21 protein-coding genes are annotated in these 22,555 nt (G+C 74.5%); 8 read left to right on the forward strand and 13 right to left on the reverse strand.

Going from position 1 to position 22,555, the window contains the following annotated elements:
* Positions 1-471: 471 nt before the first annotated feature.
* On the reverse strand, positions 472-1,119 hold the full coding sequence (locus FH715_RS04810) for a LysE family translocator (RefSeq protein ID WP_139641060.1): 648 nt from the start codon (positions 1,117-1,119) through the stop codon (positions 472-474).
* Between the two features lie 194 nt (positions 1,120-1,313).
* Here FH715_RS04810 and FH715_RS04815 point away from each other — a divergent pair, with 194 nt between their 5' ends.
* The 4 genes from FH715_RS04815 to FH715_RS04830 all read left to right on the forward strand — a co-directional run bounded on the left by FH715_RS04815 (position 1,314) and on the right by FH715_RS04830 (position 5,772).
* The gene (locus FH715_RS04815) at positions 1,314-2,633 is read left to right on the forward strand and encodes a fumarylacetoacetate hydrolase family protein (protein ID WP_139641062.1); all 1,320 of its coding nucleotides are present in this window, start codon (positions 1,314-1,316) and stop codon (positions 2,631-2,633) included.
* Between the two features lie 130 nt (positions 2,634-2,763).
* Positions 2,764-3,117, forward strand: a complete 354-nt coding sequence (locus FH715_RS04820) for a DUF1330 domain-containing protein (RefSeq protein ID WP_139641064.1) — start codon at positions 2,764-2,766, stop codon at positions 3,115-3,117.
* Between the two features lie 186 nt (positions 3,118-3,303).
* Complete coding sequence (locus FH715_RS04825) at positions 3,304-4,899, forward strand: alkaline phosphatase D family protein (protein ID WP_139641066.1); 1,596 nt, start codon at positions 3,304-3,306, stop codon at positions 4,897-4,899.
* A 255-nt stretch (positions 4,900-5,154) separates the two neighbouring features.
* On the forward strand, positions 5,155-5,772 hold the full coding sequence (locus FH715_RS04830; RefSeq protein ID WP_246108593.1) for a lytic polysaccharide monooxygenase auxiliary activity family 9 protein: 618 nt from the start codon (positions 5,155-5,157) through the stop codon (positions 5,770-5,772).
* A gap of 129 nt (positions 5,773-5,901) precedes the next feature.
* Here the strand turns inward: FH715_RS04830 and FH715_RS04835 are convergent, their stop codons facing one another.
* The gene (locus FH715_RS04835) at positions 5,902-6,312 is read right to left on the reverse strand and encodes a VOC family protein (protein WP_139641069.1); all 411 of its coding nucleotides are present in this window, start codon (positions 6,310-6,312) and stop codon (positions 5,902-5,904) included.
* A gap of 99 nt (positions 6,313-6,411) precedes the next feature.
* Between FH715_RS04835 and FH715_RS04840 the strand changes: the two genes are divergently transcribed.
* The gene (locus tag FH715_RS04840; protein ID WP_139641071.1) at positions 6,412-7,038 is read left to right on the forward strand and encodes a TetR/AcrR family transcriptional regulator; all 627 of its coding nucleotides are present in this window, start codon (positions 6,412-6,414) and stop codon (positions 7,036-7,038) included.
* A 108-nt stretch (positions 7,039-7,146) separates the two neighbouring features.
* Positions 7,147-7,608, forward strand: coding sequence for a helix-turn-helix domain-containing protein (locus tag FH715_RS04845; protein ID WP_425472672.1), 462 nt, complete (start codon positions 7,147-7,149; stop codon positions 7,606-7,608).
* A gap of 403 nt (positions 7,609-8,011) precedes the next feature.
* Here FH715_RS04845 and FH715_RS04850 read toward each other — a convergent pair whose 3' ends face one another.
* From FH715_RS04850 to FH715_RS29270, 8 genes are all read right to left on the reverse strand, one after another.
* Positions 8,012-8,602, reverse strand: coding sequence for a ClpP family protease (locus FH715_RS04850; protein WP_139641073.1), 591 nt, complete (start codon positions 8,600-8,602; stop codon positions 8,012-8,014).
* Between the two features lies 1 nt (position 8,603).
* Positions 8,604-9,230 (reverse strand): ClpP family protease, encoded by a 627-nt coding sequence (locus FH715_RS04855; protein ID WP_139641075.1) that lies wholly within the window; start codon positions 9,228-9,230, stop codon positions 8,604-8,606.
* Between the two features lie 218 nt (positions 9,231-9,448).
* The gene (gene msrA, locus FH715_RS04860; RefSeq protein ID WP_139641077.1) at positions 9,449-10,093 is read right to left on the reverse strand and encodes a peptide-methionine (S)-S-oxide reductase MsrA; all 645 of its coding nucleotides are present in this window, start codon (positions 10,091-10,093) and stop codon (positions 9,449-9,451) included.
* 76 nt (positions 10,094-10,169) lie between these two features.
* Entirely contained in the window at positions 10,170-11,978 is a 1,809-nt protein-coding gene (locus tag FH715_RS04865; protein ID WP_139641079.1) for an ABC transporter ATP-binding protein, read from the reverse strand.
* On the reverse strand, positions 11,975-12,610 hold the full coding sequence (locus FH715_RS28060) for a nitroreductase family protein (RefSeq protein WP_170184627.1): 636 nt from the start codon (positions 12,608-12,610) through the stop codon (positions 11,975-11,977). The genes FH715_RS04865 and FH715_RS28060 overlap by 4 nt, the downstream gene beginning before the upstream one ends.
* Positions 12,601-14,256, reverse strand: coding sequence for a hypothetical protein (locus FH715_RS28065; protein WP_170184628.1), 1,656 nt, complete (start codon positions 14,254-14,256; stop codon positions 12,601-12,603). The genes FH715_RS28060 and FH715_RS28065 overlap by 10 nt, the downstream gene beginning before the upstream one ends.
* Positions 14,246-14,899, reverse strand: coding sequence for a TOMM precursor leader peptide-binding protein (locus tag FH715_RS04875; protein WP_139641083.1), 654 nt, complete (start codon positions 14,897-14,899; stop codon positions 14,246-14,248). Before FH715_RS04875 ends, FH715_RS28065 begins: the two co-directional genes overlap by 11 nt.
* Before the next feature lie 175 nt (positions 14,900-15,074).
* Positions 15,075-15,206, reverse strand: a complete 132-nt coding sequence (locus FH715_RS29270) for a hypothetical protein (protein WP_281290697.1) — start codon at positions 15,204-15,206, stop codon at positions 15,075-15,077.
* Between the two features lie 166 nt (positions 15,207-15,372).
* On the opposite strand from FH715_RS29270, the gene FH715_RS04880 reads away from it, so the two are divergent.
* On the forward strand, positions 15,373-16,686 hold the full coding sequence (locus FH715_RS04880; RefSeq protein ID WP_139641085.1) for a YcaO-like family protein: 1,314 nt from the start codon (positions 15,373-15,375) through the stop codon (positions 16,684-16,686).
* Here the strand turns inward: FH715_RS04880 and FH715_RS04885 are convergent.
* The gene (locus FH715_RS04885) at positions 16,637-19,828 is read right to left on the reverse strand and encodes an AfsR/SARP family transcriptional regulator (protein WP_170184629.1); all 3,192 of its coding nucleotides are present in this window, start codon (positions 19,826-19,828) and stop codon (positions 16,637-16,639) included. The two genes, FH715_RS04880 and FH715_RS04885, sit on opposite strands and share 50 nt — an antisense overlap.
* Before the next feature lie 136 nt (positions 19,829-19,964).
* On the opposite strand from FH715_RS04885, the gene FH715_RS04890 reads away from it, so the two are divergent.
* Positions 19,965-20,717, forward strand: coding sequence for an AfsR/SARP family transcriptional regulator (locus FH715_RS04890; protein WP_170184630.1), 753 nt, complete (start codon positions 19,965-19,967; stop codon positions 20,715-20,717).
* Between the two features lie 67 nt (positions 20,718-20,784).
* Here the strand turns inward: FH715_RS04890 and FH715_RS04895 are convergent, their stop codons facing one another.
* Both FH715_RS04895 and FH715_RS04900 read right to left on the reverse strand, forming a co-directional pair.
* Positions 20,785-21,594 carry a helix-turn-helix domain-containing protein gene (locus tag FH715_RS04895; protein ID WP_139641093.1) on the reverse strand — a complete coding sequence of 270 codons (810 nt, stop codon included), beginning with the start codon at positions 21,592-21,594 and terminating at the stop codon, positions 20,785-20,787.
* Positions 21,591-22,451, reverse strand: coding sequence for an MbnB/TglH/ChrH family RiPP precursor modification enzyme (locus FH715_RS04900; protein ID WP_246108563.1), 861 nt, complete (start codon positions 22,449-22,451; stop codon positions 21,591-21,593). Before FH715_RS04900 ends, FH715_RS04895 begins: the two co-directional genes overlap by 4 nt.
* Between the last annotated feature and the right edge of the window lie 104 nt (positions 22,452-22,555).

The raw sequence follows: 22,555 nt of genomic DNA on the forward strand, positions 1-22,555 counted from the left end.
GATGTGTCGTGTCCTCAGGTGGTAGCCGGCGGGGAAGGGGGCGCGGGGAACTGCGCGGGCAAGCGGGTGTTCGGTGAGGCCGACTACCCACCTTGCCGGTGCGGGACGGTGGTCGTCCCCTGCTCCGTTACTGATGTGTCGTGTCCTCAGGTGGTAGCCGGCGGGGAAGGGGGCGCGGGGAACTGCGCGGGCAAGCGGGTGTTCGGTGAGGCCGACTACCCACCTTGCCGGTGCGGGACGGTGGTCGTCCCCTGCTCCGCCGCTGGTGCGTCGTGTCCTCAGGCGGTAGCCGGCGGGGAGGGGGCGCGGGGAACTGCGCGGGCAAGCGGGTGTTCGGCGAGGCCGACTACCCACCTTGCCGGTGCGGGACGGTGGTCGTCTGGCTCCCGGCCCGGAGGCACCGCGTCCCCGGGCCGCCTGCCGGCCGCCGTGATGAGGCCCCGCCTCGCGGGGGCGTCGGGAACCGGCCGGCTAGGCCGGACGCGTGGGGCGGTTGTTGTCCAGCGCGAGGTGCACCGCGAGGGCGCCGAGGACGCCGCCCATCACGTAGCGCTGGGCCGCGAGCCAGCCGGGGCGCCGGCCGAGGAAGGCCGCGATCGCGCCCGCGGCGAGCACGAACATCCCGTTGACCGCCACCCCGACCAGCACCTGGACGCCGCCGAGCAGAAATCCCTGCGCCATCACGTGACCCGCCTCCGGGTCCACGAACTGCGGGATCAGCGAGAGATACATCAGCGCGATCTTCGGGTTGAGCAGGCAGGTCAACAGACCCATGCCGAAGAGCCGCCGCGCCGACTCGGGCGGCAGGTCGCGGCGGGTGAACGCCGAGGTCCCGCCCGGGCGCAGCGTCCGCCAGGCCAGCCAGCCCAGATAGCAGGCGCCGGCGAGCTTGACCGCGAGGTAGAGGCCGGGGACGACGGCGAAGACGACCGAGAGGCCGAGGTTGGCCGCCGTCAGGTAGATGAGAAAGCCCAGCGCCACCCCGCTCAGCGACACCAGACCCGCCGTCCGCCCCTGGGTGAGGGAGCGCGACACGAGGTAGATCATGTTCGGCCCCGGGGTCAGCACCATCCCGAGCGCGACGGCGGCGACACCGGCCACGGCTCCTGTTGTGATCATGTGCTCAGAATCACCGACGAGCGGCTCAAAGCACCAGTGAAACCTTCTGTCGCCGACGTTCAAGCGCTGCTTAACTGCGGTCGAGGTGTCTGGCGACCGCCCTCCCGGGGAAGGTGAGCCGGGAGCCCGAGGGCACACCCGCACCGGGCGCCGAGCACGCAGCACCGAGCACGAAAGCCAGGGGAATCCACGCCATGACCGACTCGCTGTCCCCGAACCAGGACACCGTCCCGCCCGCCCGCCAGGTGTCCGAGCCGGTCGCGCCGGTCGCGCCGGTCGCGCCGGAAACGTCGACCGAGGGTGTTCCCGGCGAGGTCGACCCCGGCCCGGTCGAGCTGACCGCGCTGCTGCCGCCGCTGCTGCCGGAGGACGCCGACCGGGCGACCCTGGTGGGCCGGGTCTTCGACCCGGAGGTCGGCGGACCCTGCGTGGTGACCGTGCGTGGGGACCGCCTCGTGGACCTCACCCCGTACGCGCCGACCGTGAGCGAGCTGCTGGAACGGCCGGACGTCGCGGAGTTCGTCCGTTCCGCGCCGGCCGAGCGCGCCTTCCCGCTGGAGGACGTGCTGGCCGCCACCCTCGGCGGCGCGCGCGACCGGCCGCACCTGCTGGCGCCCTGCGACCTCCAGGCGCTCAAGGCCTGCGGGGTGACCTTCGTGCGTTCCATGGTGGAACGGGTCATCGAGGAGCGGGCCAAGGGCGACCGGGGCGGCGCCGCCGAGGTCAGGGAGCGGGTGCTGGAGGCGATCGGCGGCCGGCTCGAACACCTGGTGCCCGGCTCCGAGGAGGCGGCCAGGGCCAAGGAGGTGCTGACCGCCGAGGGGCTGTGGTCGCAGTACCTGGAGGTCGGCATCGGCCCGGACGCCGAGGTCTTCACCAAGGCCCCCGTGCTCTCCGCCGTCGGCGCGGGCGCCGAGATAGGCGTCTGGAGCCGTTCCGAGTGGAACAACCCGGAGCCCGAACTGGTCCTCGCCGTCGACTCCGTGGGGCGCGTCGTCGGCGCCACCCTCGGCAACGACGTGAACCTCCGTGACGTCGAGGGCCGCAGCGCGCTGCTGCTGGGCAAGGCGAAGGACAACAACGCCTCGACAGCCGTCGGCCCGTTCCTGCGGCTGCTCGACGACGAGTTCACCCTCGACGACCTGCGCGGCCTGGACATCACGCTGACCATCACCGGCCGGGACGGCTTCCAGCTGGAGTCCGTCAGCTCGCTCTCCGAGATCAGCCGCGACCCGGTCGACCTGGTGGCGCAGACCATCGGCCGGCTCCACCAGTACCCGGACGGGCTGCTGCTGTTCACCGGGACGATGTTCGCCCCCACCCAGGACCGCGACGCGCCGGGCGAGGGCTTCACCCACCACCTCGGCGACCTGGTGCGGATCTCCACCCCGCGCCTGGGCACCCTCGCCAACGTGGTGACGCACTCCGAGACCGCCGAACCCTGGACGTTCGGCATCCGCTCCCTGATGAGCAACCTCGCCGCCAGGGGGCTGCTGGCCGATCCGGTGGGCTGACGCCCCGGGGCGGAGCGAGGCCGGGCGCCGTCATGACCTCCGAGGTCATCGACGTGGCGGCGCCCGCCGCACAGGATGGAGCCGTACCCGGGAGCGCCCCGGAGAACCGCACCACCACGGAGGCTCCGCCATGACCGCCTACGCGATCGCCCATCTGCTCTCCGGCGAGCAGCACCCCGAGGTCGCCGAGTACATCGAGCGCGTTCAGGGCACCATGAAGCCCTTCGGCGGACGCTTTCTCGTCCACAACGCCCAGCACGAGACCGTCGAGGGCGTCTGGAACGGCGATGTGGTGATGATCGGCTTCCCCGACATGGAAGCCGCCCGCGCCTGGTACGCCTCCGACGCCTACCGGGAGATCCTGCCGCTGCGCACCGACCACCTCGGCGGCAACGTGATCCTCGTCCCCGGCGTCCCCGAGGGCTACGACGCCGCCCCCGCCGCCGCGAAGCTCCGCGCCGCGCTGGCTGCCGAGTCCTCCTGAGCGCGGCCGGCCACGGCCGCCCGACCGCCGGCCAGGGCTTCACGTTGGGTCCTCGACGGGGGAGCGCCCGTCCGCCCGTCATCCCGCCGGGACGGTGAGTGTCAGGCGAGCCTCCGCCGAAATCGGCCGGCGGGCCAGAAAGGTGGCGCCTCGTCAGCACTTCCCCACAGACGGGCGAACCTCTCGATGGAACTCACGCGACGTCGTCTCCTCGGTCTGGCCGGCGCATCCCTGGGCGGAATCGCCCTGCACGGCGCGGGTTTCAGCGCCGGCTCCGCCTGGGCGGCACCCCGGTTCGCCGGCGACCCGTTCGCCTTCGGCGTCGCCTCCGGCGACCCGCTGCCGGACGGCGTCGTGCTGTGGACCCGCCTCGCCCCCGACCCCCTCGCGCTGGACGGCAGGGGCGGGATGCCGGAACGCGTGGTGACCGTCGACTGGGAGGTCGCCGAGGACGAACGGTTCACGCGGGGCGTGCGCCGGGGCGCGGAGCAGGCGACTCCCGAACTCGCGCACTCCGTCCACGCCGAGGTCTCCGGACTCGACGCGGGACGCGAGTACTTCTACCGCTTCCGCGCCGGCGCCGACATCAGCCCCGTCGGCCGCACCCGCACCGCCCCCAGCGACCCCGCCCGCCTCAGGTTCGCGTTCGCCTCCTGCCAGTGCTGGTACGAGGGCTTCTACACCGCCTACCGCCACATGGCGGACGAGGACCTGGACCTGGTGCTGCACCTGGGCGACTACCTCTACGAGTACGGCGTCGGCGAGAACGGCGGCGTGCGCGGCCTGGCGCTGGACGCCTCGTTCCAACGCGAGACGCTCAGCCTGGTCGACTACCGCAACCGCCACGCCCTCACCCGGCTCGACACCGATCTCCAGGCCGCGCACCAGGCGTTCCCCTGGGTGTTGAGCTGGGACGACCACGAGGTCGAGAACAACTGGGCGGGGGACTTCGCCCAGTTGGACACCGACGGCTACCCCGACCAGGACCCGGAGGCGTGGCGCGCCCGCAAGGCCGCCGCGTTCCAGGCGTACTACGAGCACCTGCCGCTGCGGCTGCCGCAGCGCCCCCGGGGCGCGGAGGCCCGGATGTACCGGAGGCTCGCCTTCGGCCCGCTGCTGGACCTGCATGTCCTGGACACCCGCTCGCACCGCGACGACCAGGTCTGCGGCGACGGCACCAAGTCCGGCTGCGACGTGGAGCGTTCGGCGCCGGGTCGGCAGATGCTCGGGGAGGAGCAGGAACGGTGGCTGCTGGACGGCGCCGGCGGTTCGGGCGCGGTCTGGAACGTGCTCGCCAACCAGACCCTCATCGCCCAGGTCGACCAGAACCCCGACCCCGCGGTCCACACCTCCGGGCTCGACATGTGGGACGGCTATGTCGACGCCCGTGACCGGCTCCTTCGCGGGCTGCGCGACCGGAACGTGGCCAACCCGGTGGTGGTCACCGGCGACATCCACCGCGCCGTGGTCGCCGACCTGACGCTGGACTTCGCGGACGCCGACGCTCCGGTGGTGGCCACGGAGTTCGCCGGCAGCTCGATCAGCTCGGGCAAGGACGGCTCGCCGACCGACGAGGTCGGCGCCGCCTGGATGGCGCCCGGGGTCAACCCGCATCTGAAGTGGCACAGCTCGCAGCGGGGTTACACCGTCGTCGAGGCCGACTCCGAGGCGATGACGGCCAGTTACCGGGTCACCCCGGTGGTCACCGTCCCCGGCTCAGGGATCTCGACCGTGGCCACCTTCCACGTGGAGGCCGGCCGCCCGGGTGCGCAGCCCGCCTGAGCGGGGGCGTCGCCGCCCGCTGGGAGCGGAAAACGATTGCTCGCTGTCGAAGTCGTTCGCGAACGTGTCGAACGTTGTCGCTTCGGTTTCGGTGACATGTCCATGGGTAACGCCCAGGTCAACCGATGGGAGCGCTCCCGCACTCCCTCGCGCACCCCCCCCACGACGGAAGGTGGCGACCAGAGGATGAACCGAGAACGAGGCGGCGGCGCCGGAGCCCGGACCGGGCGACGTTGGGCGGCGCGCGTGGTGGGCATGGTCTCGGCCGTGGCGATGCTGCTGCTGGTCCCCTGGGCCGGCGGCGCCTCGGCGCACGGCTCGGTGATCGACCCGCCCTCGCGCAACTACGGCTGTTGGGACCGCTGGGGCGACGACTTCCAGAACCCGGCCATGGAGCAGGAGGACCCGATGTGCTGGGCGGCCTGGCAGGCCGACACCAACGCGATGTGGAACTGGAACGGCCTCTACCGCGAGGGCGTCGCCGGCGACCACCAGGGCGCCATCCCCGACGGCCAGCTGTGCAGCGCCGGCCTGACCGGCGACGGCCGCTACGCCGCGATGGACACCCCGGGTGACTGGAAGACGACCGACGTCGGTACGGACTTCACCGTCGACCTCCACGACCAGGCGCTGCACGGCGCCGACTACATGCTGGTCTACGTCACGGAGCAGGGCTTCGACCCGACCACCGAGGCGCTGGGCTGGGGCGACCTCGAACTGGTCGCCGAGACCGACCGCCTGGAGCCCAACTCCCACATGCTGGTCGACGTCTCGGCGCCGGGCCGCAGCGGCCACCACCTCGTGTACACGATCTGGCAGGCGTCGCACTCCGACCAGTCGTACTACATCTGCAGCGACGTGAACTTCGGCTGACCCCGTTCCGTTCCGTTCGCGCGCCCATCCACCCCGTCGCCTCGTCGGCCCGCCCCGGGTCCGGCGGGGCGACGGGTCCTTTCGGCGTGCTCCCGTGCCCCGTGCTTCCGTGCTCCCGTGCGCCCGTGCTCAGGGGCGGTACTGGGCGGCGAACTCGCCGGTGGGCGGGATCGGCGTGATGACGTCGATCAGCACGCCGTTCGGGTCGGCCACGATGAAGTGCCGCTGCCCGAACTCCTCGCTGCGCAGCGGCAGAACGGCCGGCAGCCCGGCGCCGACCACCAGTCGCTCCCACTCCGCGTCCACATCCTCGACCTCCATGTTCAGTAGCAGGCCGCGTGCGGTGGCGCGGTAGTCGGCGGGGAGCGTGGGGTGGGAGGGGTCCAGCAGCGCCAACTCGTGGCCGCCGTCCGGGTGGCGCAGGCTGACGTACCAGTCCGCGTCGAAGGTCGTCTCAAAGCCGAACAGCCCGGTGTAGAAGTCCCGGGACTCGGCGGGTCGTTCCGTGCAGATCACGGCGTAAAGGCTGGTCAGGCCCATGAGGCAACCCCTCTCGATGTTGACATACCGTCGGTATGTCAAGTGGTGTCGGGAGCGTATTCGGCGTACCGTCGGTATGTCAAAGGGGAGGGGAGAGCGATGGCGCGGTCAGACGCGGGTGCGGGCGCGGGTGCGGGCGTCAGGGAACGGCAGCGGGAGCAGACGAGGCGGGCGCTGCTGCGCGAGGGCAGAACGCTGTTCGCCGGGCGCGGCTACGCGGACGTCGGCCTCGCGGAGCTGGTGGCCGCGGCCGGGGTGACCAAGGGGGCGCTGTACCATCACTTCCCCGGCGGCAAGACCGACCTCTTCCGGGCGGTGCTCGACGAGGTACAGCAGGAGGTGGGCGCACGGGTCGCCTCGGCGGCCGACGCCCACGACGACGAGTGGTCCCGACTGACGGTGGGCTGCCGGGAGTTCCTCGCCGCCGCCACCGCGCCGGGGATCGACCGGATCATGCTCGTCGACGGGCCGGCGGTGCTGGGCTGGAACGCCTGGCGGGCGATGGACGAGGCGGCGTCGGCGCGGCATCTGGAGGAGTCGCTGGCCGCGCTGGTCGAGGAGGGAACGCTGGCACCGCAGCCCGTGCCGCCGCTGGCCCATCTGCTGTCGGGCGCGATGAACGAGGCGGCGCTGTGGCTCGCCTCCTCCGGCGAGGGCCCGGAGGCGCTGGAGGACACGACCGCGGCGCTGCTGCGCATGCTGGACGGGGTGCGGGCACACGGGTAGCCGCTGGCGGCGGGTGGGTGGTCGGTGCGGCCCGGGCGGCCAGCCCTTTCGCGAGGGGCGGAACGTCGGGTGGGGTCGTGGGGCGGGTCCCGCTCCTAGTCTGGGACGGTGAGCAGCAGCCGAGCACCCGAGCCGATCCGTGCCGACGACCGCCGCGTACGACTGCGCCCGGTGCCGAACGAGCCCCGAGGGCCTCGAAGGACCGACGGGCCGCCCGTCCGCGAGCCGCTGTGGCGGGACCTCGTGGGCGACGTGCTGCGGCGCGAACGTCTCGCGCGCGGGCGGACGTTGAAGGACGTGGCGGACGCGGCGCGGATCTCGATGCCGTATCTCTCCGAGGTGGAGCGCGGACGCAAGGAGGCTTCGTCCGAGGTGCTGGCGGCGGCTGCCCGGGCGTTGGGCCTGGACCTCGCCGACCTGCTGGCGCTGGCGCAGCACCGGCTGGCCGGCGAACGGCCGGCCGCGGAGCGGCCGTCCGACGGCCGCGCCACCTCGCTGGCGGCCGTGCGCCGTGCGGCGCACGGCCGTGCGCCGCACGGGGACGGCGGGGCGTTGCTGCTCGCCGCGTAACCCCTCCGGGGGGTGCGGGTGACCACGCGCCGTCGTTGTGGCGGGCCTTTTGTCGTCTGCTGCCTGGTGGTGGGTTGCTCGCGCAGTTCCCCGCGCCCCTGCACTGCCGTGGGCGGCTTGTTTGGGGGCGCGGGGAACGGCGCGGTGCATGTGTGGCGGGGGTTGGTCGACTACGGAGCTTGGTGGGTGGGTGGGTTGTCGGCGTGAGCCCGGTGGTGGGTTGCTCGCGCAGTTCCTCGCGCCCCTTGTGGGGGTGGGCGTTCGCCGTGAGGTGCGGGTTTCTTTGTCGGTGGGGTCGGGCCCCGTCAGGGGCGCGGGGAACTGCGCGGTGCATGGGTGGCGGGCCGCACGTGACTGTGGTCCGCACCGGTGAGGTGGGTTGCCGCGCAGCGGTCCCGTGGGGTCAGCGTGAGCGCAGGACGTGGTCGGCGAGGCCGTAGGAGACGGCCTCCTCGGCCGTGTAGACCTTGTCGCGGTCCATGTCGGCGCGGAGGGACTCCACGTCGTGGCCGGTGTGGCGGGACAGGACCTCCTCGACCTGGCGCCGGATGCGGAGCATCTCCTTCGCCTGGATGGCGAGGTCAGCGACCGTTCCCCGTTGCCCGCCGCTGGCCGGCTGGCCGAGGAGGACCCGCGCGTGTTCCAGCACCGCGCGCCGGCCGGGCGCCCCGGCCGCCAGCAGCACTGCCGCCGTCGAGCCGGCCTGGCCGACGCAGTAGGTCGCGATCGGCGCGTTGACGAACGACATGGTGTCGTAGATCGCCATCAGCGCGGTGGGCGATCCGCCGGGGGAGTTGAGGTAGATCGAGATCTCCCGCTCCGGGGCGGAGGACTCCAGGTGGAGAAGTTGCGCGATGACCACGTTGGCCACCCCGTCGTCGATCTCCGTGCCGAGGAAGATGACCCGGTCGGAGAGCAGTCGGCTGTAGACGTCGTAGGCGCGTTCCCCGTTGGGGGTGCGTTCGACCACGGTGGGAATCGTGTACTGGCCCATCTCAGAACCCCGTCCTGCGCTGCGAGTCCGGCCGGATGTCGGCCAGCGAGGCCACCACCCGGTCGACCATCCCGTACTCCCTGGCCTCCTCGGCCGTGAACCAGCGGTCGCGGTCGCCGTCCCTGGCGATCGTCTCCTCGCTCTGGCCGGTGTGTTCGGCGGTGATCCGTTCGATCGTCCGCTTGGTGTGCTCCAGGTTCTCCGCCTGGATCGCGATGTCGGCCGTGGCGCCGCCGATGCCGGCGGACGGCTGGTGCATCATCACCCGCGCGTTCGGCAGCGCGTAGCGCTTGCCGCGCGCCCCCACGGTGAGCAGGAACTGGCCCATGCTGCCGGCCATTCCCAGGGCCAACGTGGCCACGTCGTTGGGGATGAGCCGCATCGTGTCGTAGATCGCCAGCCCGGCGGAGACCGAGCCTCCGGGGCTGTTGATGAAGAGCCTGATGTCGTTGCGCGGGTCCTCGGCGGACAGCAGCAGCAGCTGTGCGCAGACCCGGTTGGCCGAGACCTCGTCGACCTGCGTCCCGAGGAACACGACGCGCTGCGTCAGCAGCCGTGCGTTCAGGTCGTCGTCGAACCGCGTCGCCTGGGTCTCGCCCTCGGACGCGGTGACCGGTGCGGTCGTCACACGGAACCTCCTCTTCCTCCGCTTCCCGCGACGCCGGCCGTCCCGCCGGCGTCGCCCTCGGGACCCACCTTCCGCGGCGGCACCCCGCCGCGGAAGGAATCTCGGCCCGCGGCAGATCTGCCACGGGCAGAGCGGCCGGCGCGTGGGAGACGCGAGAGCCCCCGGCGGCCGGGTGGGGCCGGGCGGGGGCTCGGGGCGAGAAGAGGAACGGGGCCGGTTCAGTCGACGGGGAACGGCAGGCCCGTGCCGCCGAGGCCGCAGTAGCCGCGGGGGTGGCGGTCGAGGTACTGCTGGTGCCGTTCCTCGGCCGGGTAGAACGGGAAGTCGGCCTCGGCGACGATCTCCGTGGTGACCGGGCCGTAGCCGGCGTCGGCGAGGATCCTCCGGTAGGTGTCGCGGGTCTCCTCGGCCGCCTCGCGCTGGGCGGGGGAGCGGTGGAAGACCAACGAGCGGCAGTGCGTGCCGATGTCGTTGCCCTGGCGCATTCCCTGCGTCGGGTCGTGGCCCTCCCAGAAGACCCGCAGCAGGGCGCGGTAGGAGACCCGGGCCGGGTCGAAGACCACCCGCACCGTCTCCGCGTGACCGGTGCGGCCGGTGGCGACCTCCTCCGAGATGGGGTGCGGCGTCGGCCCGCCCTGGAAGCCGGTCAGCGTGGTCCACACCCCCTCGGTGCGCCAGAAGCGCCGCTCGGCGCCCCAGAAGCAGCCGAGCGCGAACTCCGCGATCTCGCACTCCGCCGGGTACGGGCCGAGCAGCGGCGTGCCGAGCACCCGGTGCCGTTCGGGAACGGAGTACATCCGCTCGGTGCGTCCCGGCAGCGCCTCCTCGGGCGTCGGCAGGCGGTCGGTGAGGTCGGTCAGCATCGTCGGCTCATCCCCAACTTCTCGGCGGCGGTGGTCCGTTCACAAACGCCGGGGCGTTCGGGCCCCAAGGGACTGCCTACCCGCGCCCGCCGCCGGGCACCACCGCCTTTTCGGCCCCGCGCGGGGCGGGCGAGCCGGTCAGCCGCGCGTAGCCGCCGCGGGCCACCAGCTCCAGGTGGGTGCCGGCCTCCGCGACCCGCCCTTCGTCCAGCACCACGATCCGGTCGTCGGGCGCCATGGTGGGCAGCCGGTGGGCGACGAGCACCAGCGTCCGGTTCCGGCAGTGGGCGCGCAGCGCGGCGGTGACCTGTTCGGCGGTCTCGTGGTCGAGGGAGCTGGTCATCTCGTCGGCGACCAGCACCCGGGCGTCGGCGAGCATCGCGCGGGCGACGGCGAGGCGTTGGCGTTCCCCGCCGGAGAGCCGCAGGCCCTCGGCGCCCAGCTGCGTGTCCAGCCCCTCGGGCAGCCGGGCGACCACGGTGTCCAGCCGGACGGCGGCCAGCACCCAGTCGAGCGCGGCCGGGGGGACGCCGTCGCGGGCGAAGAGCAGGTTCTCCCTGAGCGTCCCCTTGAGCAGCGCGGTCTGCTGCGGGATCAGGGTGACGGCCGCCCGGGGGTCGGTGCCGTCGTCGAGGGCGACGCTGCCCTCGTCGGGCGGCAGCAGCCCGGCGAGCAGCAGCGCCAGGGTGCTCTTGCCCGAGCCGCTGCGGCCCATCACCACCGTGGTCGAACCGGCGGGGAAGTCCAGGTCGACGGGGCCCAGCGCGCGCCGCCCGGCGCCGGGATAGCCGTGCGCGGCGCCGCGCAGCCGCACGGCCGGCGGCGCCCCCGCGCGCCTGGCGCCCGGCGCGGTGGGTTCCACCTCCCCGGCCGGCAGGTCGAGAAACTCCTGCACCCGTTCGAACATCGCCAGCGACGCCTGGAACTGGCCGCTCAGCCGCAGCAGTTCCTGGATCTGCTGGGAGAGCCGCCCCTGGAGGATGATCAGCACCACCACGGAGCCGACGGTCACCCCGGAGCCCAGCGTCCCGGCGGCGAGGAAGATCAACGGCGGCAGGGCGGCGAACGACGACCCGATCAGCACCTGCGCGGACATCCCGGTGATCCGCTGGCGGTAGGTCACCTCGCGGATCTCCTCCGAGACGTCCAGGAACCGCGTCCGCTGCCAACGGGTGCGCCGCAGGGTCCGCCCCAGCAGCACCCCGGAGAGCGACAGATCCTCGGCCACGTGCCGCAGCACCGTGGTGAGCAGCCGCTGCCGGTCGCGCGCCAGCGCCCTGCGGCGGCGGGCGAAGCGGTTGTTGACCAGGCCCAGCCCCAGGGCCATCAGCACGCACAGCAGCGCCAGCCGCCACTCGACGACCAGCATGGCCCCACCGATCGCCAGCAGCGACAGCACCGTCGAGAGCCAGCGCTGCACCGTGCCGGTGAGGAACCGGTCCACCCCGTCCACGTCGTTGACCAGCCGGGCCTGGATCTCGCTCTGCCCCCGTTCGGTGTAGAACGGCAGCGGCTGGGAGCGGGCCCGGTCGTGGATCTCGGCGCGCAGCAGGGCGGTGACGCGCTGCCCGACCCAGTTGGCGAGGGCGGTCTGGGCCACCACCAGCACGCTGGCGACCAGGCTGAGGGCGAGCATGACGCCGCACAGGGTGGCCAGCAGCGGGACGTCGCGCTCCGGCAGCGCCTCGTCGACGACGCGCCGCAGCAGCAGCGGTGACATCACGCTCAGCACGACGGCCACCAGGGCCAGGGCGAACATCCCGGCGCACCGCGCGCGGTACGGCCGGAACCTGCCCAGGAGTTGGCGCAGCACGGCCACCCCGGAGACACCGGGCTCGGCGGCCGAGGCGTTCGGGGCGGCCTGGGCGTTCGGGGGCGCCGTCATCGCGCCCGGTGGCCGACGGCGACCGTGAACAGGTGCCGGGCGCCCGGCCTGGCGCGCGCGGCGACCCGCCGCACGCCGGCGTGCGCGGCGCCGTAGACGGAGCACTCCAGCCCCCGCGTCCTGGCGGCCAGCCAGACCGCGTACCCCAACGCCCCGGCGCGCACCAGCAGTTCGGGGGTGGCACGGGGCGCGTTCGCCGTGCCGCCGCCGCAGACGAACACGAGCGCCGGGGCGTCGGCGTAGTCCTCCGCGAGCCCGTCGGGCGCCTCGGCGAGCGGCGCGCCGTCGGGCGCCCCCTCGTACAACCCCTCGGCCACCCCCGTGACGCGTCGGGCCGCGACCAGCAGCCGCAGCCCCGCGTCGCCGTGGCGCGCGGCCGGCCACTGCCGGCGCTGGTCGGCGGCGGCCACCGCGAGCGCCTCCCACAGGGGCCCTGGCTCCAGCGGCGAGGGCCCGAACGCGCGGACCGAGCGGCGCCCGGCCAGCACCTCCGCCAGCCCCACGGCCCACCCGGCCGCCGGCGCGGGCGCGTTCTCCTCGCCGCCGCCCGCCGGCCGGGGCCCGACGGGGTCCCGGCGGCGCACCGCCTCGGTCAGCGCCTCGGCGGCCTGGGACGCGGGGATCAGGGGCACGGTTCTCCTCCTCGCAGGCCGGCGACGGCCGTCACGTACTGCCGGTCGGGGATCAGGTCGAGCAGCTCGGCCAGGCCCTCGGTCCAATGGGAGGCGAACCGCAGCCCCAGCCCGCGCGCCCCCGCGACCGCGGCGATCTGGGTGGTGGCGCAGCCGGCGTCGAGATGGCAGAGACCGTGCGCGAAGCCCTGGTACTTGAGCGCCACCCGGGCATGGGCGGCGACGCACACCAGCAGGGCCTCCGTGCCCTCCGCCGGCAGGTCGGTCTCCGCCAGCGGAACGGAGAGCGGCACGCCTTCGGCCCGCAGCGCGACCAGGGCGTGCCCGAGGTCGTCGTAGCGGAAGAGCGTCCCCGGCAGCTCCGGCAGGCCGAACGTCGCCGACGTCCCCGCCGTGGCCAGATACAGCTCCACCGAGCCGAGGTTCCCGCCGCTGGGCGTCCAGCGCGGCCCCGGCGGGTCGCCGGGCGCCTGCCGCCTCCCTGCCGCCCGCATCAGCAGGTCGGCCAGCACGGTGCCGTCCAGCCGGGCGCCGCCCTCGGGCCGTTCCGCGCCGAACGCCCCTGCGGGCAGCGGCAGTTCGGCGGTGGGAAACAGCCGCCTCGGCCGGTTGTGATAAGCCGGGCGCTCTCCGGTCAGCTCCCGCGCCAGCCGCCGGAAGGCGCGGGTCGGGGTCCCGGGGCGCAGCGCGGGTCCGGCGGCCGGGGTGGCCGCCCACAACTGCACGTCGACCAGGTCGGGTTCCGTTCCGGCGCCGCCGATGTCGTCGCACGGGCAGTCGGGCTCCGGAACGGCGAGATGCCGCTCGATGGTGAAGGTGGCCAGATCGACGGTGGTCACCGCCATGGCCCGCTCCGCCGCCGCGCCGGCGGCCAGCGCCAGGGCCTCGGCCCCCACCAGCCCGACGAGCAGCTCGTCGGCGACCGGGTCCCCGCCGGCGTCCGGCGCGCGGCCCGCCGCCGCCCTGGCCCGCCGCAGACAGGCCGGGCACGCGGCGTGCCCCGGCAGGAAGCGCGGACCGATCTCGACGCTCTCCGGGTAGGCGGCGGCCCGCAGCACGGGCACCCCGAGGGGCCCGCAGCGGGCGACGACGCGTTCCGTCAGCTCCGGGTCGGCCGGGTCCTCGACGACGACGGCCAGCGCCCTGGACGCTTCGCGCAGCGCCGCGAGGGCCGGGCGGTCCACCGGTCCCGCCAGCGCCCGGAGCAGCCCGCTCTCCCGCAGGTCGGCGGCGATGCGCGGGGCGAGCGAGGGCGGTCCCACCACCCGCACCGCCACCTCGGCGAGGGCGCCCAGCAGCGCGCCGGTGCCGGGGTGGCCGCCGTTCCCGTCGAGGGACCCCGCGTGGTGATCGAGGACGGGGTCGGGCACGGACGCGTCGGCCGCCGCCGGCACCAGGTCGAGCAGCGAGCGGTCGCGCAGCGCCTCCAGCACACGGTCGACGTGCCGCTCCGGAACGCCCGATGCGTCGGCCAGCGCGGCGACGGAACGGGTCCCGTCCAGCAGCGGCAGCAGCCGGGGCAACAGGGTGGTCGCGGCCCGGCCCCGGAAGACATGGCGGCGGTCGGCCGCCCGCACGACGAGCCGTTCACCGACGGGCAGCACCACGAGACCGCGGCACAGCGGCGGGACGGGGTCACCCGACACCGGGCACCTCCCCCGCCGTCGGCGCCAGCGCCTCCGCGAGGGCGGACCGGCGCTCCGCGCGGTCGCAGCGCGGGCAGCCGTGCACGCCGAGCACCGTGTCGCGTCGCACGGCGCGCCGGTGCGTGGTGACGGTCAGCACCGAGCCGGCCGCGGCGGTGGGGCGGCGCAGCGCGGCGGCTGCCAACCCGGCGGCCGTGCGGGCCTGGTGGGGGAGGTGGCCGGGGGAACGGAGGGCGGGGTCGCGGTCCCACGCCGTGGCGACGGCCGCCGCCAGCGCGGGGTCCGGGTCGTGCTCGGCCGCGCGGACGGCGTAGCAGCGGTGGCAGGGACCCGCCCCCGGGAAGATCACCGGTCCGACCCGTACGTGGTCGGGTTCGAGGACGACCGGTAGCCACGGCAGTCCGGACTGGTACGCCTGGTCGTCGAACGCCTCGATCAGCTCCGGCGCGGGGCGGTGCAGTGCGAGCACCACCGCCTCGTGGGCGCCGGCGAAGACGTCCGCCGGGTCGGAGTGGTCGGGCAGTCGGGTGCCGGTTCCCTGACGCTCCAGGTGCTCCACGACGCGCACGCCGAAGGGGCCGACCGAGAGCAGCGCGGCCCGGTACGACCGGCCGGTGGCAAGGGGGGACACGAAGGAGGACATGTGGTTCTCCGGATATCCGCGCGGCACCCGGGGCGACGCGCTGTGCGGCGAACGGGAACAGGCGGGCACGGTGGGAAGGACCCGGCCCGGCCCGCCGCGGATGCGGCGGGCCGGGGTGTCGCTGGTGAGCCGGCCCGGGGGCGCGGTTCACCGACGGGGGTTCACCGCGAGTGGTTCAGCCGCACTGGACGGAACCGCCGCCGCACATCGCGCAGTAGCTGTTACCGCACTGCGCGGCGTTGTCCTGCGTGCCGATCTCTTCGGTGTCGTCGATGTCGAGGTCCAGTTCGGTGTCGAACTCGGCCATCATGGGCTCCTCTCTGACGGGAACACTTGCGTTCCCCAGCCTGCGGCGGACGTCGGTCTCCCCCTGGTCCCTGATCGGTCGGACGCCGACCGCATGGGGACCGGCGCGGGCGCGAGGCTGGAGCCCCACCCGCCCCGCGCCGAGCGGCAATCGGAGGACCAGCCCCATGACGCCACGCCAGCTGCCCGTGCCGCCCCGGGCCGACGTGACCTCCCTGGACGGGCTCGTCTCGCCACTGGGCCTGGTGAAACGCGTCGGGGAACTGCGCCACACCTGCCTGCCGGGTGGCTACCGCCTCTGGAAGGCGGAGGGCGGCCGGCCCGTTGGGGCGGGGCCGCTCGACGGCGGCGGCCGCACCTGGGACGACCCGGAGCTGGCCCGCTTCGTCGCCCTCGCCGAGGTGGCGGAACGCTACGCGGGACTCGACGTGCTCGGCGAGCCGCGCGTCGACGCCTCCTACGACGAACTGGTCCGGCAGCCCGGCATCGACTGCCTCGAACCGTGGCGCTACCCCGTCTGCACTCCCGAGGAGTACGCGCACCCGCGGGCGCAGGCCACCCCGTTCGATCCCGCGGCGCGCATCCGCTGGTCGTGCGGGTACGACCCGCTGACGCGACGGTCGGTCTGGCTGCCGTCCGTCATGGCCTGCTACCACATGGCCGACCTCCGGCCCGCCGAACGGTTCGCGCCCCGGATCTCGACGGGGTACGCCGTCCACACCGACCCGGTAGAGGCCGCCGTGCGCGGGCTGCTGGAGTGCGTCGAACGCGACGCCAACGCCCTGACCTGGCAGCGCCGTCTGCCGTTGCCGCCGGTCGACCCCGCCGCGCTCGACACCCGCACGACCGACCTCGTGGGGTGGTGCCGATCGCGCTTCCTCGACGCCCGGCTCTTCGACGCCACCACCGACCTCGGCGTCCCCGTCGCCTACTGCCTGCTCACCGCGGAGCACGACCGGCGCGCGCACCGCGTGGTCGGCTCCGCCGCCGACCGCACCCTGGCGGGCGCCGCCGGTAAGGCCCTCGGGGAGGCGATGTCCGCTCCGACGTTCGTCCACCACGTCGCTGAGGACGAACTGCCCGGGGCCGTCGCCGACATGGCAACCGTCGGCGACACCGCGCGCTACATGGCCCGGGTCGAGCACGCCGAGGCGTTCGACTTCCTCCTCGACGGGCTCGCCGACCGTCCGCCGTCGTCCCGTGCCCCGCTGCCCGACGCGCCGCGCGCCGCGCTCGACGCGCTGCTGGAGCGGCTGGCCGAGGCGGGAATGCGGCCGGTGCTCGTGGACCGCACCACCCGCGAGCTGGCGGAGGTCGGCCTCACCGCGGTGAACGCGGTCGTCCCCGACCTCCAGCCGATGTCCCTGCGCCCGCTCGCCACCTTCGGTGCGCATCGGCGCCTGTCCGAGGCCCCGAGGCGGATGGGGTACGTCACTCAGGCGGAGTCCGGGTTGAACCCGTGGCCTCAGCCGATGGGCTGAGCGAGCCGGCCTCCGGGGCGCGGCCGAGCAGTTCGTCGAGGAACCGCCGGACCCAGCCGGCGACCGCGCGCTCTCCGGACCGCTCGGCCAGGCTGAGCGCGGCCCTGGCCGCCTCCTCCGCCCGGGCGGAGGAGCCGAGGCGCGCCAGGGCCCGGGCCTGGAGCAACCGCAGCCGGGACAGCGCGAACCTGGCCCCCTCGTCCCCGATGCGCTCCGCTGACCGGACGCGGGCCAGGGCGCCGCTCGCGTCGTCCCGCGCCAGGAGCAGCTCGGCGTCGCAGAGCAGCACCATCATGCTCCCCGTCGCCTCCCCGGTCCGTTCGACGATTCCGCGTGCCTCGGCGAGCCGGCTCTGGGCCTCGTCGAGCCTGCCGGCGATGCGGGCGGTGTCCGACAGGCCCACCAGGCAGGTGGTTCGGCAGCTGTCGTTCTCGACGAGCGTGGCGAGCCCGAGGGCCTCGGTGAAGACCTCCTCGGCCCGTGCGGGCCGCCCCGCGTCCATGTGGACCAGCGCGACGGTCTCCGACGCCACGGCCCGCACATACGTGAGGCCGGCCTCCGTCGCCATGTGCTGTGCCTCGGCGAGGGTGTCGAGCGCCTCGTCGAGCCGGCCGAGCCGCAGCCGCACCAGCCCCTGGTTGACCAGCGCCATCGCGTGGGAGTGCGGCTTGCCGGAGGCGCGGGCGAGCGGCAGGTCCTCGTCGAGCGCCTCGCGGGCCTGTTCCAGCTCGCCCAGCGCCAGGTGCGCGGAGCCGATGTTGCCCAGCACATTCGCCATGTCCACGACCAATCCGGCCTCCCGGAAGCGCGTCAGCGCCCGCCGGTAGTACCCCAACGCCGCGCGCGGCCGCCCCAGTTGCTTGATGGCCACGCCCATGCCCTGGAGCGCGATGGCCTCGCCCTCCGGCCATCGCGCCTCGCGCGCCAGCTCCCTGGCCCGGCCGTACTCCGCCAGCGCCTCCGGCAGATTCGTGGCCCGCCAGTGCGCCAGGGCCAGGGAGAGCCGCACGGCCGCGCCGCCCAGCCGGTCGCCCGTCCGGTCGGCGACCCGCAGGGCCAACTCGGCGAGCCGGAGCCAGTCGGCGAGCGGCAGCTCGTGCGACAGCACGTCCGAGAGGCTGACGACGAGCTGCCACGCCTGGCGGCCCGGCCCGTGCTCCGCCGCGTGGGTGAGCACGGCGGTCAGGTCCTCCCACTCGCGGTGGACCCAGGCCAACGCCTCGGCGCGGTCGGCGAACTCCGGCACCTGGGCACCCGGCACGGGCGCCGTCAGCGGCAACCGGGACGGCACGAGCCGGCAGGCCGTCGCCACCCGTTCGGCGCCGTGCAGGTAGTGGTCCAGCAGCCGGATGACCGCCGCCTCGCGCCGCTCCGGCGACTCCTCCTCGCACAGCCGCTGGGCGGCGAACTCGTGCACCAGGTCGTGCCAGGTGAACCGGCCGTCGGCGGACTCCTCGACCAGGTGCACCCGGGCCGCGCCGCGCAGCGCTTCCTCCGCCACGGCGGGCTCCACCCCCGCTCCGGCCGCGGCCGCCCGCGCCGACCGGCCCGTTCCCCCGACCGCGCCCAGCGACCTGACCACGAGGCGTGCCGACTCGGGGAGCTTCGCGTAGCTGAGGTCGAGCGCCGCGCGGACCATGAGGGCGGAGTCCCCGTCGACCGCGAGCCGCGCCAGCCGGCCGCGCTCGGCCAACTCCTCGACGTAGTCCGCGACCCGGGCGGCCGGCCGTTCGCCGATCCGGGAGGCCGCCACGCAGAGGGCGAGCGGCAGATGGTCGCAGAGCCGCGCGAGGCGGGCCGCCGCCTCGGGCTCGGCCGCGACGCGGTCGGCACCGACCGCGCGGGCCAGCAACGTCAGCGCGTCGGCCGGCGGCAGCGTCTCACAGACGACCCGGCGCGCGCCGTCCGCCGTCACCAGCCCGCTGAGCCGATCCCTGCTGGTCACGAGCACCACGGACCGCGAGGGCCCGGGCAGCAACGGGCGGATCTGCGTGGCGTCGGCCGCGTCGTCCAGCACGATGAGGACGCACCGGTCGGCCAGCAGCGTGCGCAGCAGCGCCGCCTGCGCCTCCACGGTCACCGGCACCCGCGCCGCCGGGCAGCCGAGCCCCTGGAGCAGCACGGGCAGCGCCTCCGCCACCGGCATCGGTCCGGAACGGTCGAAGCCGCGCAGGTCGAGGCAGAGCTGCCCGTCGGGGAAGCGGTCGGCCGCCCGCCCCGCCCAGGCCAGCGCCATCGCCGTCTTCCCCGCCCCCGCCGGGCCCGTGACGGCGAGCAGCCGGCCCCCTTCCGCCCACGCGCTCTCAAGCTGGCCGAGTTCCGCGACGCGCCCGGTGAACAGCGGTGTCACGGCGGGGAGTTGGCGGGGAACGCCGAAGAGGCCACGCGTCGGCCGCGGGACGGCGTGGGGCTCCGGGGCCAGCAGCTCGCACTGGACGGCGGCAAGCTCGGCGGACGGCTCCACCGCCAGCTCGTCGACCAGCCGCCGCCGCAGGGCCGCGTACACCTCAAGCGCCTCCGCAGTCCTGCCCTCCGCGTGCAGCGCCCGCATCAGCAGGGCGTGCGGGCGTTCCCGCAGTGGATGCTCGCCGGTCAGCCGGGTGAGTTCGGCGACGGCGGCTCCCCGTTCGCCGCGTTCCACGGCCGCCTCCCAGCGCCCTTCGGCGGCGGTCACCCGCAGTTCGAGCAGCCGCTGGCGCTCGGGTGCCGCGGGCAGGTCGGGAAGCGGGTCGCCCCGCCACAGCGCCAGGGCGCGCGCGTAGCGCTCGCCGGCGCTCGACCAGTCGCCGCCCGCGGCGAGCCGGTTGCCCTCGGCCACCAGGGACTCGAACACCGGCAGATCGCACCGGGACGGCTCGACACGGAGCAGATAGCCGGGGCTGTGGGTCTCCAGGGCGTCCGCCCGCGTCCCCAGCGCGCGCCGTACCTCGGTGACGAGAGAACGCAGCCTGGCGCCGGCCGCCGAGGGGGGCCGGTCGTTCCACAGCCGGTCCACGAGCTGTTCGACCCGAACCGGGCGGTTGGCGTCGAGGAGAAGGGCCGCGCACAGGGCCCGCTGGCGCCCGGTCAGCCGTATCCGACGGTCCCCGACGGTCACTTCCAGGGGCCCCAGCAACCTGGCGGACAGCACATCGGGGGGCACCGGCCAGATGATAGGGGAGCCTGTTTGTTCCGTCCAAGCGCTATCCGCGCACCACCCATGCACGGTCCATGCGGTAAACGCGCTTCGACTCCGCAAGGTGGTGCGAGCGCGACACGGAAGACACGGGGAGGGCGTTGTGCGAATCGACTTGTGGGGTGTGGTGTCCGTCACGGTGACGGGCGGGAGAGGGGCGCCGCCGGCGGGGCGGGCCGCCGACCTGCTGGCCTGCCTGGGGTGGCAGCCGGACGAGCTGGTCCGCGACGAGGTGCTGATCGACCGGATCTGGGCCGACGAACTCCCCGACGACCCCAGGGACGCGCTGTACACGTGCGCCAAGCGGCTGCGCCGCGCGCTCACCTTGAGCGGTGCCGACCCCGTCGTCCTGGAGCGGGGGCGCAGCGGTTACGCCCTGCGCGTGGCGCCCGAGCAGGTCGACGTGCACCGGTTCCGGGGGCTGACGCGCGACGCCAGGGACAGCGAGGAGCCGGCCCAGCGGGCCTTCCTGTACGGGAGGGCGATCAGGACGGCGCAGGGCACGCCCATGGCGGGGTTCGACTCGCCGTGGGCCGAGCGGGTCCGACAGGCCCTGAGCCGCGAACTGCTCGTCGCACAGCTCGGTTCGGCCTCGGCCTGGATGACGCTGGGCTGCCAACGCGAGCTGACCGCGACGCTGACCGAACTCACCGTCGAGCACCCGTTGAACGAGGCCGTGGCCGGGCTGCTCATGGAGGCGTTGGAGCGTGCCGGACAGCCGAACGAGGCGCTGAGGGAGTTCGCACGCATCCGCGAGGAGCTGCGGCAACGGCTGGGCGTCGCCCCGGGGCCCGAACTCCAGGCGCGCTTCGCCCAACTGCTCGCTGCGGCCCCGAGAACCGGGGCCGCGGCGTAGGTCCTGTCCGGTGGACAGGACCGAGTGAGGTGGGGTGTGCGTCGGGGGGCGCTCACCCCACCCCACGTCATTCCGGCCCGGCGGCGCGCCACGTGATCAGCCCTCTGCCGACCATCGTGCGCAGCGTCCGCTCCGCGGTCGGCTCCGGCAGTTCGGTGAGGGTGGCGAGTTCGGGCAGCCCGCGCGTCCCGTCGCAGTAGGTCAGCAGCCGCGCGAGCCGGGCCGGGAGCCGGTGGCAGCGGGTCCGTGGCGGCCGGGCCTCGGCGCGCAGCGCGTAGTGCCAGGGCCCTTCGTCGGCCGACTCCGCGGCGACTGCCGCCGCCAGCTCCGCCGGCGGGGTGCCGCCCAGCAGCAGCCGTCGGATGACGGGCAGCGGCCGGCCGGACGTCACGAAGAGAACCCCGGGCGCCGGCGCGGGCGGTCCCGGCACGCGCCCCGGGAGCGCCCGAGCCGAGGCCAACGCCTCCTCGCACAGCGTCTCGAACTCGACCATCTCCGCCAGCAACGACACCCCGCCGCCCGCCTCGGGCGCCCACTCCGCCGCGGCCTTCGCCAGCAGCCGCCCCACCTCGACCGCCGCGGCGTCCCCGCCCCTGGAGAGCCGCGGATGGGTCAACGCGGAGCGCAGCAGGGCCTCCCGCTGCGCGCTGTCGGCCAGCGCGAACGTGGCGGGGAAGACCGTCGTGACCCGCAGGCGGCGCTCGTACTGGGTGATGCCCGTCGTCAACTCCATCCCCGGCTCCGGCAGCCCGGCGATTCGCCCGCACAGCGCCGGGTCCAGCCCATGGGCGCGGGCGAACGCCCCGGGGTCCGCCCGCAGCTCGGCGCGCAGCTCGGGCCGCACCAGCAGCTCGGCGAACAACCGCTGCCCGTTCACCTCGCGCCGCCGCTCGCCGCGAGCACCTCGCGGGTACGGCGCAGCTCGTCGGCGATCTCGCCGAAGTCCTCGGGGAAGTTCTGGTCCCGCTCGATCATCACGGCCGGCAGGTCCACCCGGTCCGCCACGTACGCCAGCAGCGCGAACACGTCCTCCCCGACGGGTCCGTCGTGCCGGTCCGTCTCCATCCCCGTCGGGCCCGCGAGCAGCACGCCCTCGGGGGTGTTGCCCGCGAGATGGATCTGGCCGACGCGCTCCAGCGGCAGCGCGTCGAGGTAGGCGTACGGGTCGAAGCCGTGGTTGGCGGCGTTCACCGTGACGTTGTTGAGGTCGAGCAGCATCCCGCAGCCGGACCGCTCCATGACGGCGGTGAGGAACTCGGGCTCGGTCATCTCGCTCGGCGGATCGACGTAGTAGGAGATGTTCTCCACCAGGAACGGCCTGCCCAGCCTCTCCTCCACCGCACGCACCCGGGCCGCCACCAGCTCGGCGTGCTCCGGGGTGCGGAAGACGGGGGTCAGGTTGTGCAGCGCGACGCCCTCCTCGCGGGTGAAGCAGAGATGGTCGCTGACCCACGGCGCGTCCACGGCGTCGGCGACTGCGGCGACCGCCGCCAGATACTCCTCGTCCAGCGGCGCCCGCGACCCGATCGACATCTCCAACCCGTGGGCCACCAGCACGAACGACTCGCGAAGCGTCTCCAACAACGGATTGTCCGGATCGTTCAGAAACTGATCCGTCACGATCTCCAACCACCCGATCCCGTCGCGGTGGGCCAGGATGCCGTCGTGCAGCTCCCTCCGGTACCCGAGCCCCACCCCCAGCCGGGGCAGGTCGATCGGCGCCCTCGTCGGCATGTTCTCCCCCTCGGGTAGGCGACGCCCCCACCCTCCCGCCCACCCCGGTCGGCCGTGGGTCAGGCCCCGGTCACGGGCTGACCGTGGGCGCCCCGCCCTGAGCC

Origin of the sequence: Streptomyces sedi (genome assembly GCF_006335015.1) — a bacterium.
Lineage (GTDB): Bacteria > Actinomycetota > Actinomycetes > Streptomycetales > Streptomycetaceae > Streptomyces > Streptomyces sedi.

Coding starts and splice junctions, on each gene's coding strand:
- FH715_RS04815 (WP_139641062.1), top strand. CDS start 1,314: ATGACCGACTCGCTGTCCCCGAACCAGGACACCGTCCCGCCCGCCCGC.
- FH715_RS04820 (WP_139641064.1), top strand. CDS start 2,764: ATGACCGCCTACGCGATCGCCCATCTGCTCTCCGGCGAGCAGCACCCC.
- FH715_RS04880 (WP_139641085.1), top strand. CDS start 15,373: ATGACGCCACGCCAGCTGCCCGTGCCGCCCCGGGCCGACGTGACCTCC.
- FH715_RS04830 (WP_246108593.1), top strand. CDS start 5,155: ATGGTCTCGGCCGTGGCGATGCTGCTGCTGGTCCCCTGGGCCGGCGGC.
- FH715_RS29270 (WP_281290697.1), bottom strand. CDS start 15,206: ATGGCCGAGTTCGACACCGAACTGGACCTCGACATCGACGACACCGAA.
- FH715_RS04900 (WP_246108563.1), bottom strand. CDS start 22,451: ATGCCGACGAGGGCGCCGATCGACCTGCCCCGGCTGGGGGTGGGGCTC.
- FH715_RS04850 (WP_139641073.1), bottom strand. CDS start 8,602: ATGGGCCAGTACACGATTCCCACCGTGGTCGAACGCACCCCCAACGGG.
- FH715_RS04810 (WP_139641060.1), bottom strand. CDS start 1,119: ATGATCACAACAGGAGCCGTGGCCGGTGTCGCCGCCGTCGCGCTCGGG.
- FH715_RS04865 (WP_139641079.1), bottom strand. CDS start 11,978: ATGACGGCGCCCCCGAACGCCCAGGCCGCCCCGAACGCCTCGGCCGCC.
- msrA (WP_139641077.1), bottom strand. CDS start 10,093: ATGCTGACCGACCTCACCGACCGCCTGCCGACGCCCGAGGAGGCGCTG.
- FH715_RS04875 (WP_139641083.1), bottom strand. CDS start 14,899: ATGTCCTCCTTCGTGTCCCCCCTTGCCACCGGCCGGTCGTACCGGGCC.
- FH715_RS04835 (WP_139641069.1), bottom strand. CDS start 6,312: ATGGGCCTGACCAGCCTTTACGCCGTGATCTGCACGGAACGACCCGCC.
- FH715_RS04840 (WP_139641071.1), top strand. CDS start 6,412: ATGGCGCGGTCAGACGCGGGTGCGGGCGCGGGTGCGGGCGTCAGGGAA.
- FH715_RS04825 (WP_139641066.1), top strand. CDS start 3,304: ATGGAACTCACGCGACGTCGTCTCCTCGGTCTGGCCGGCGCATCCCTG.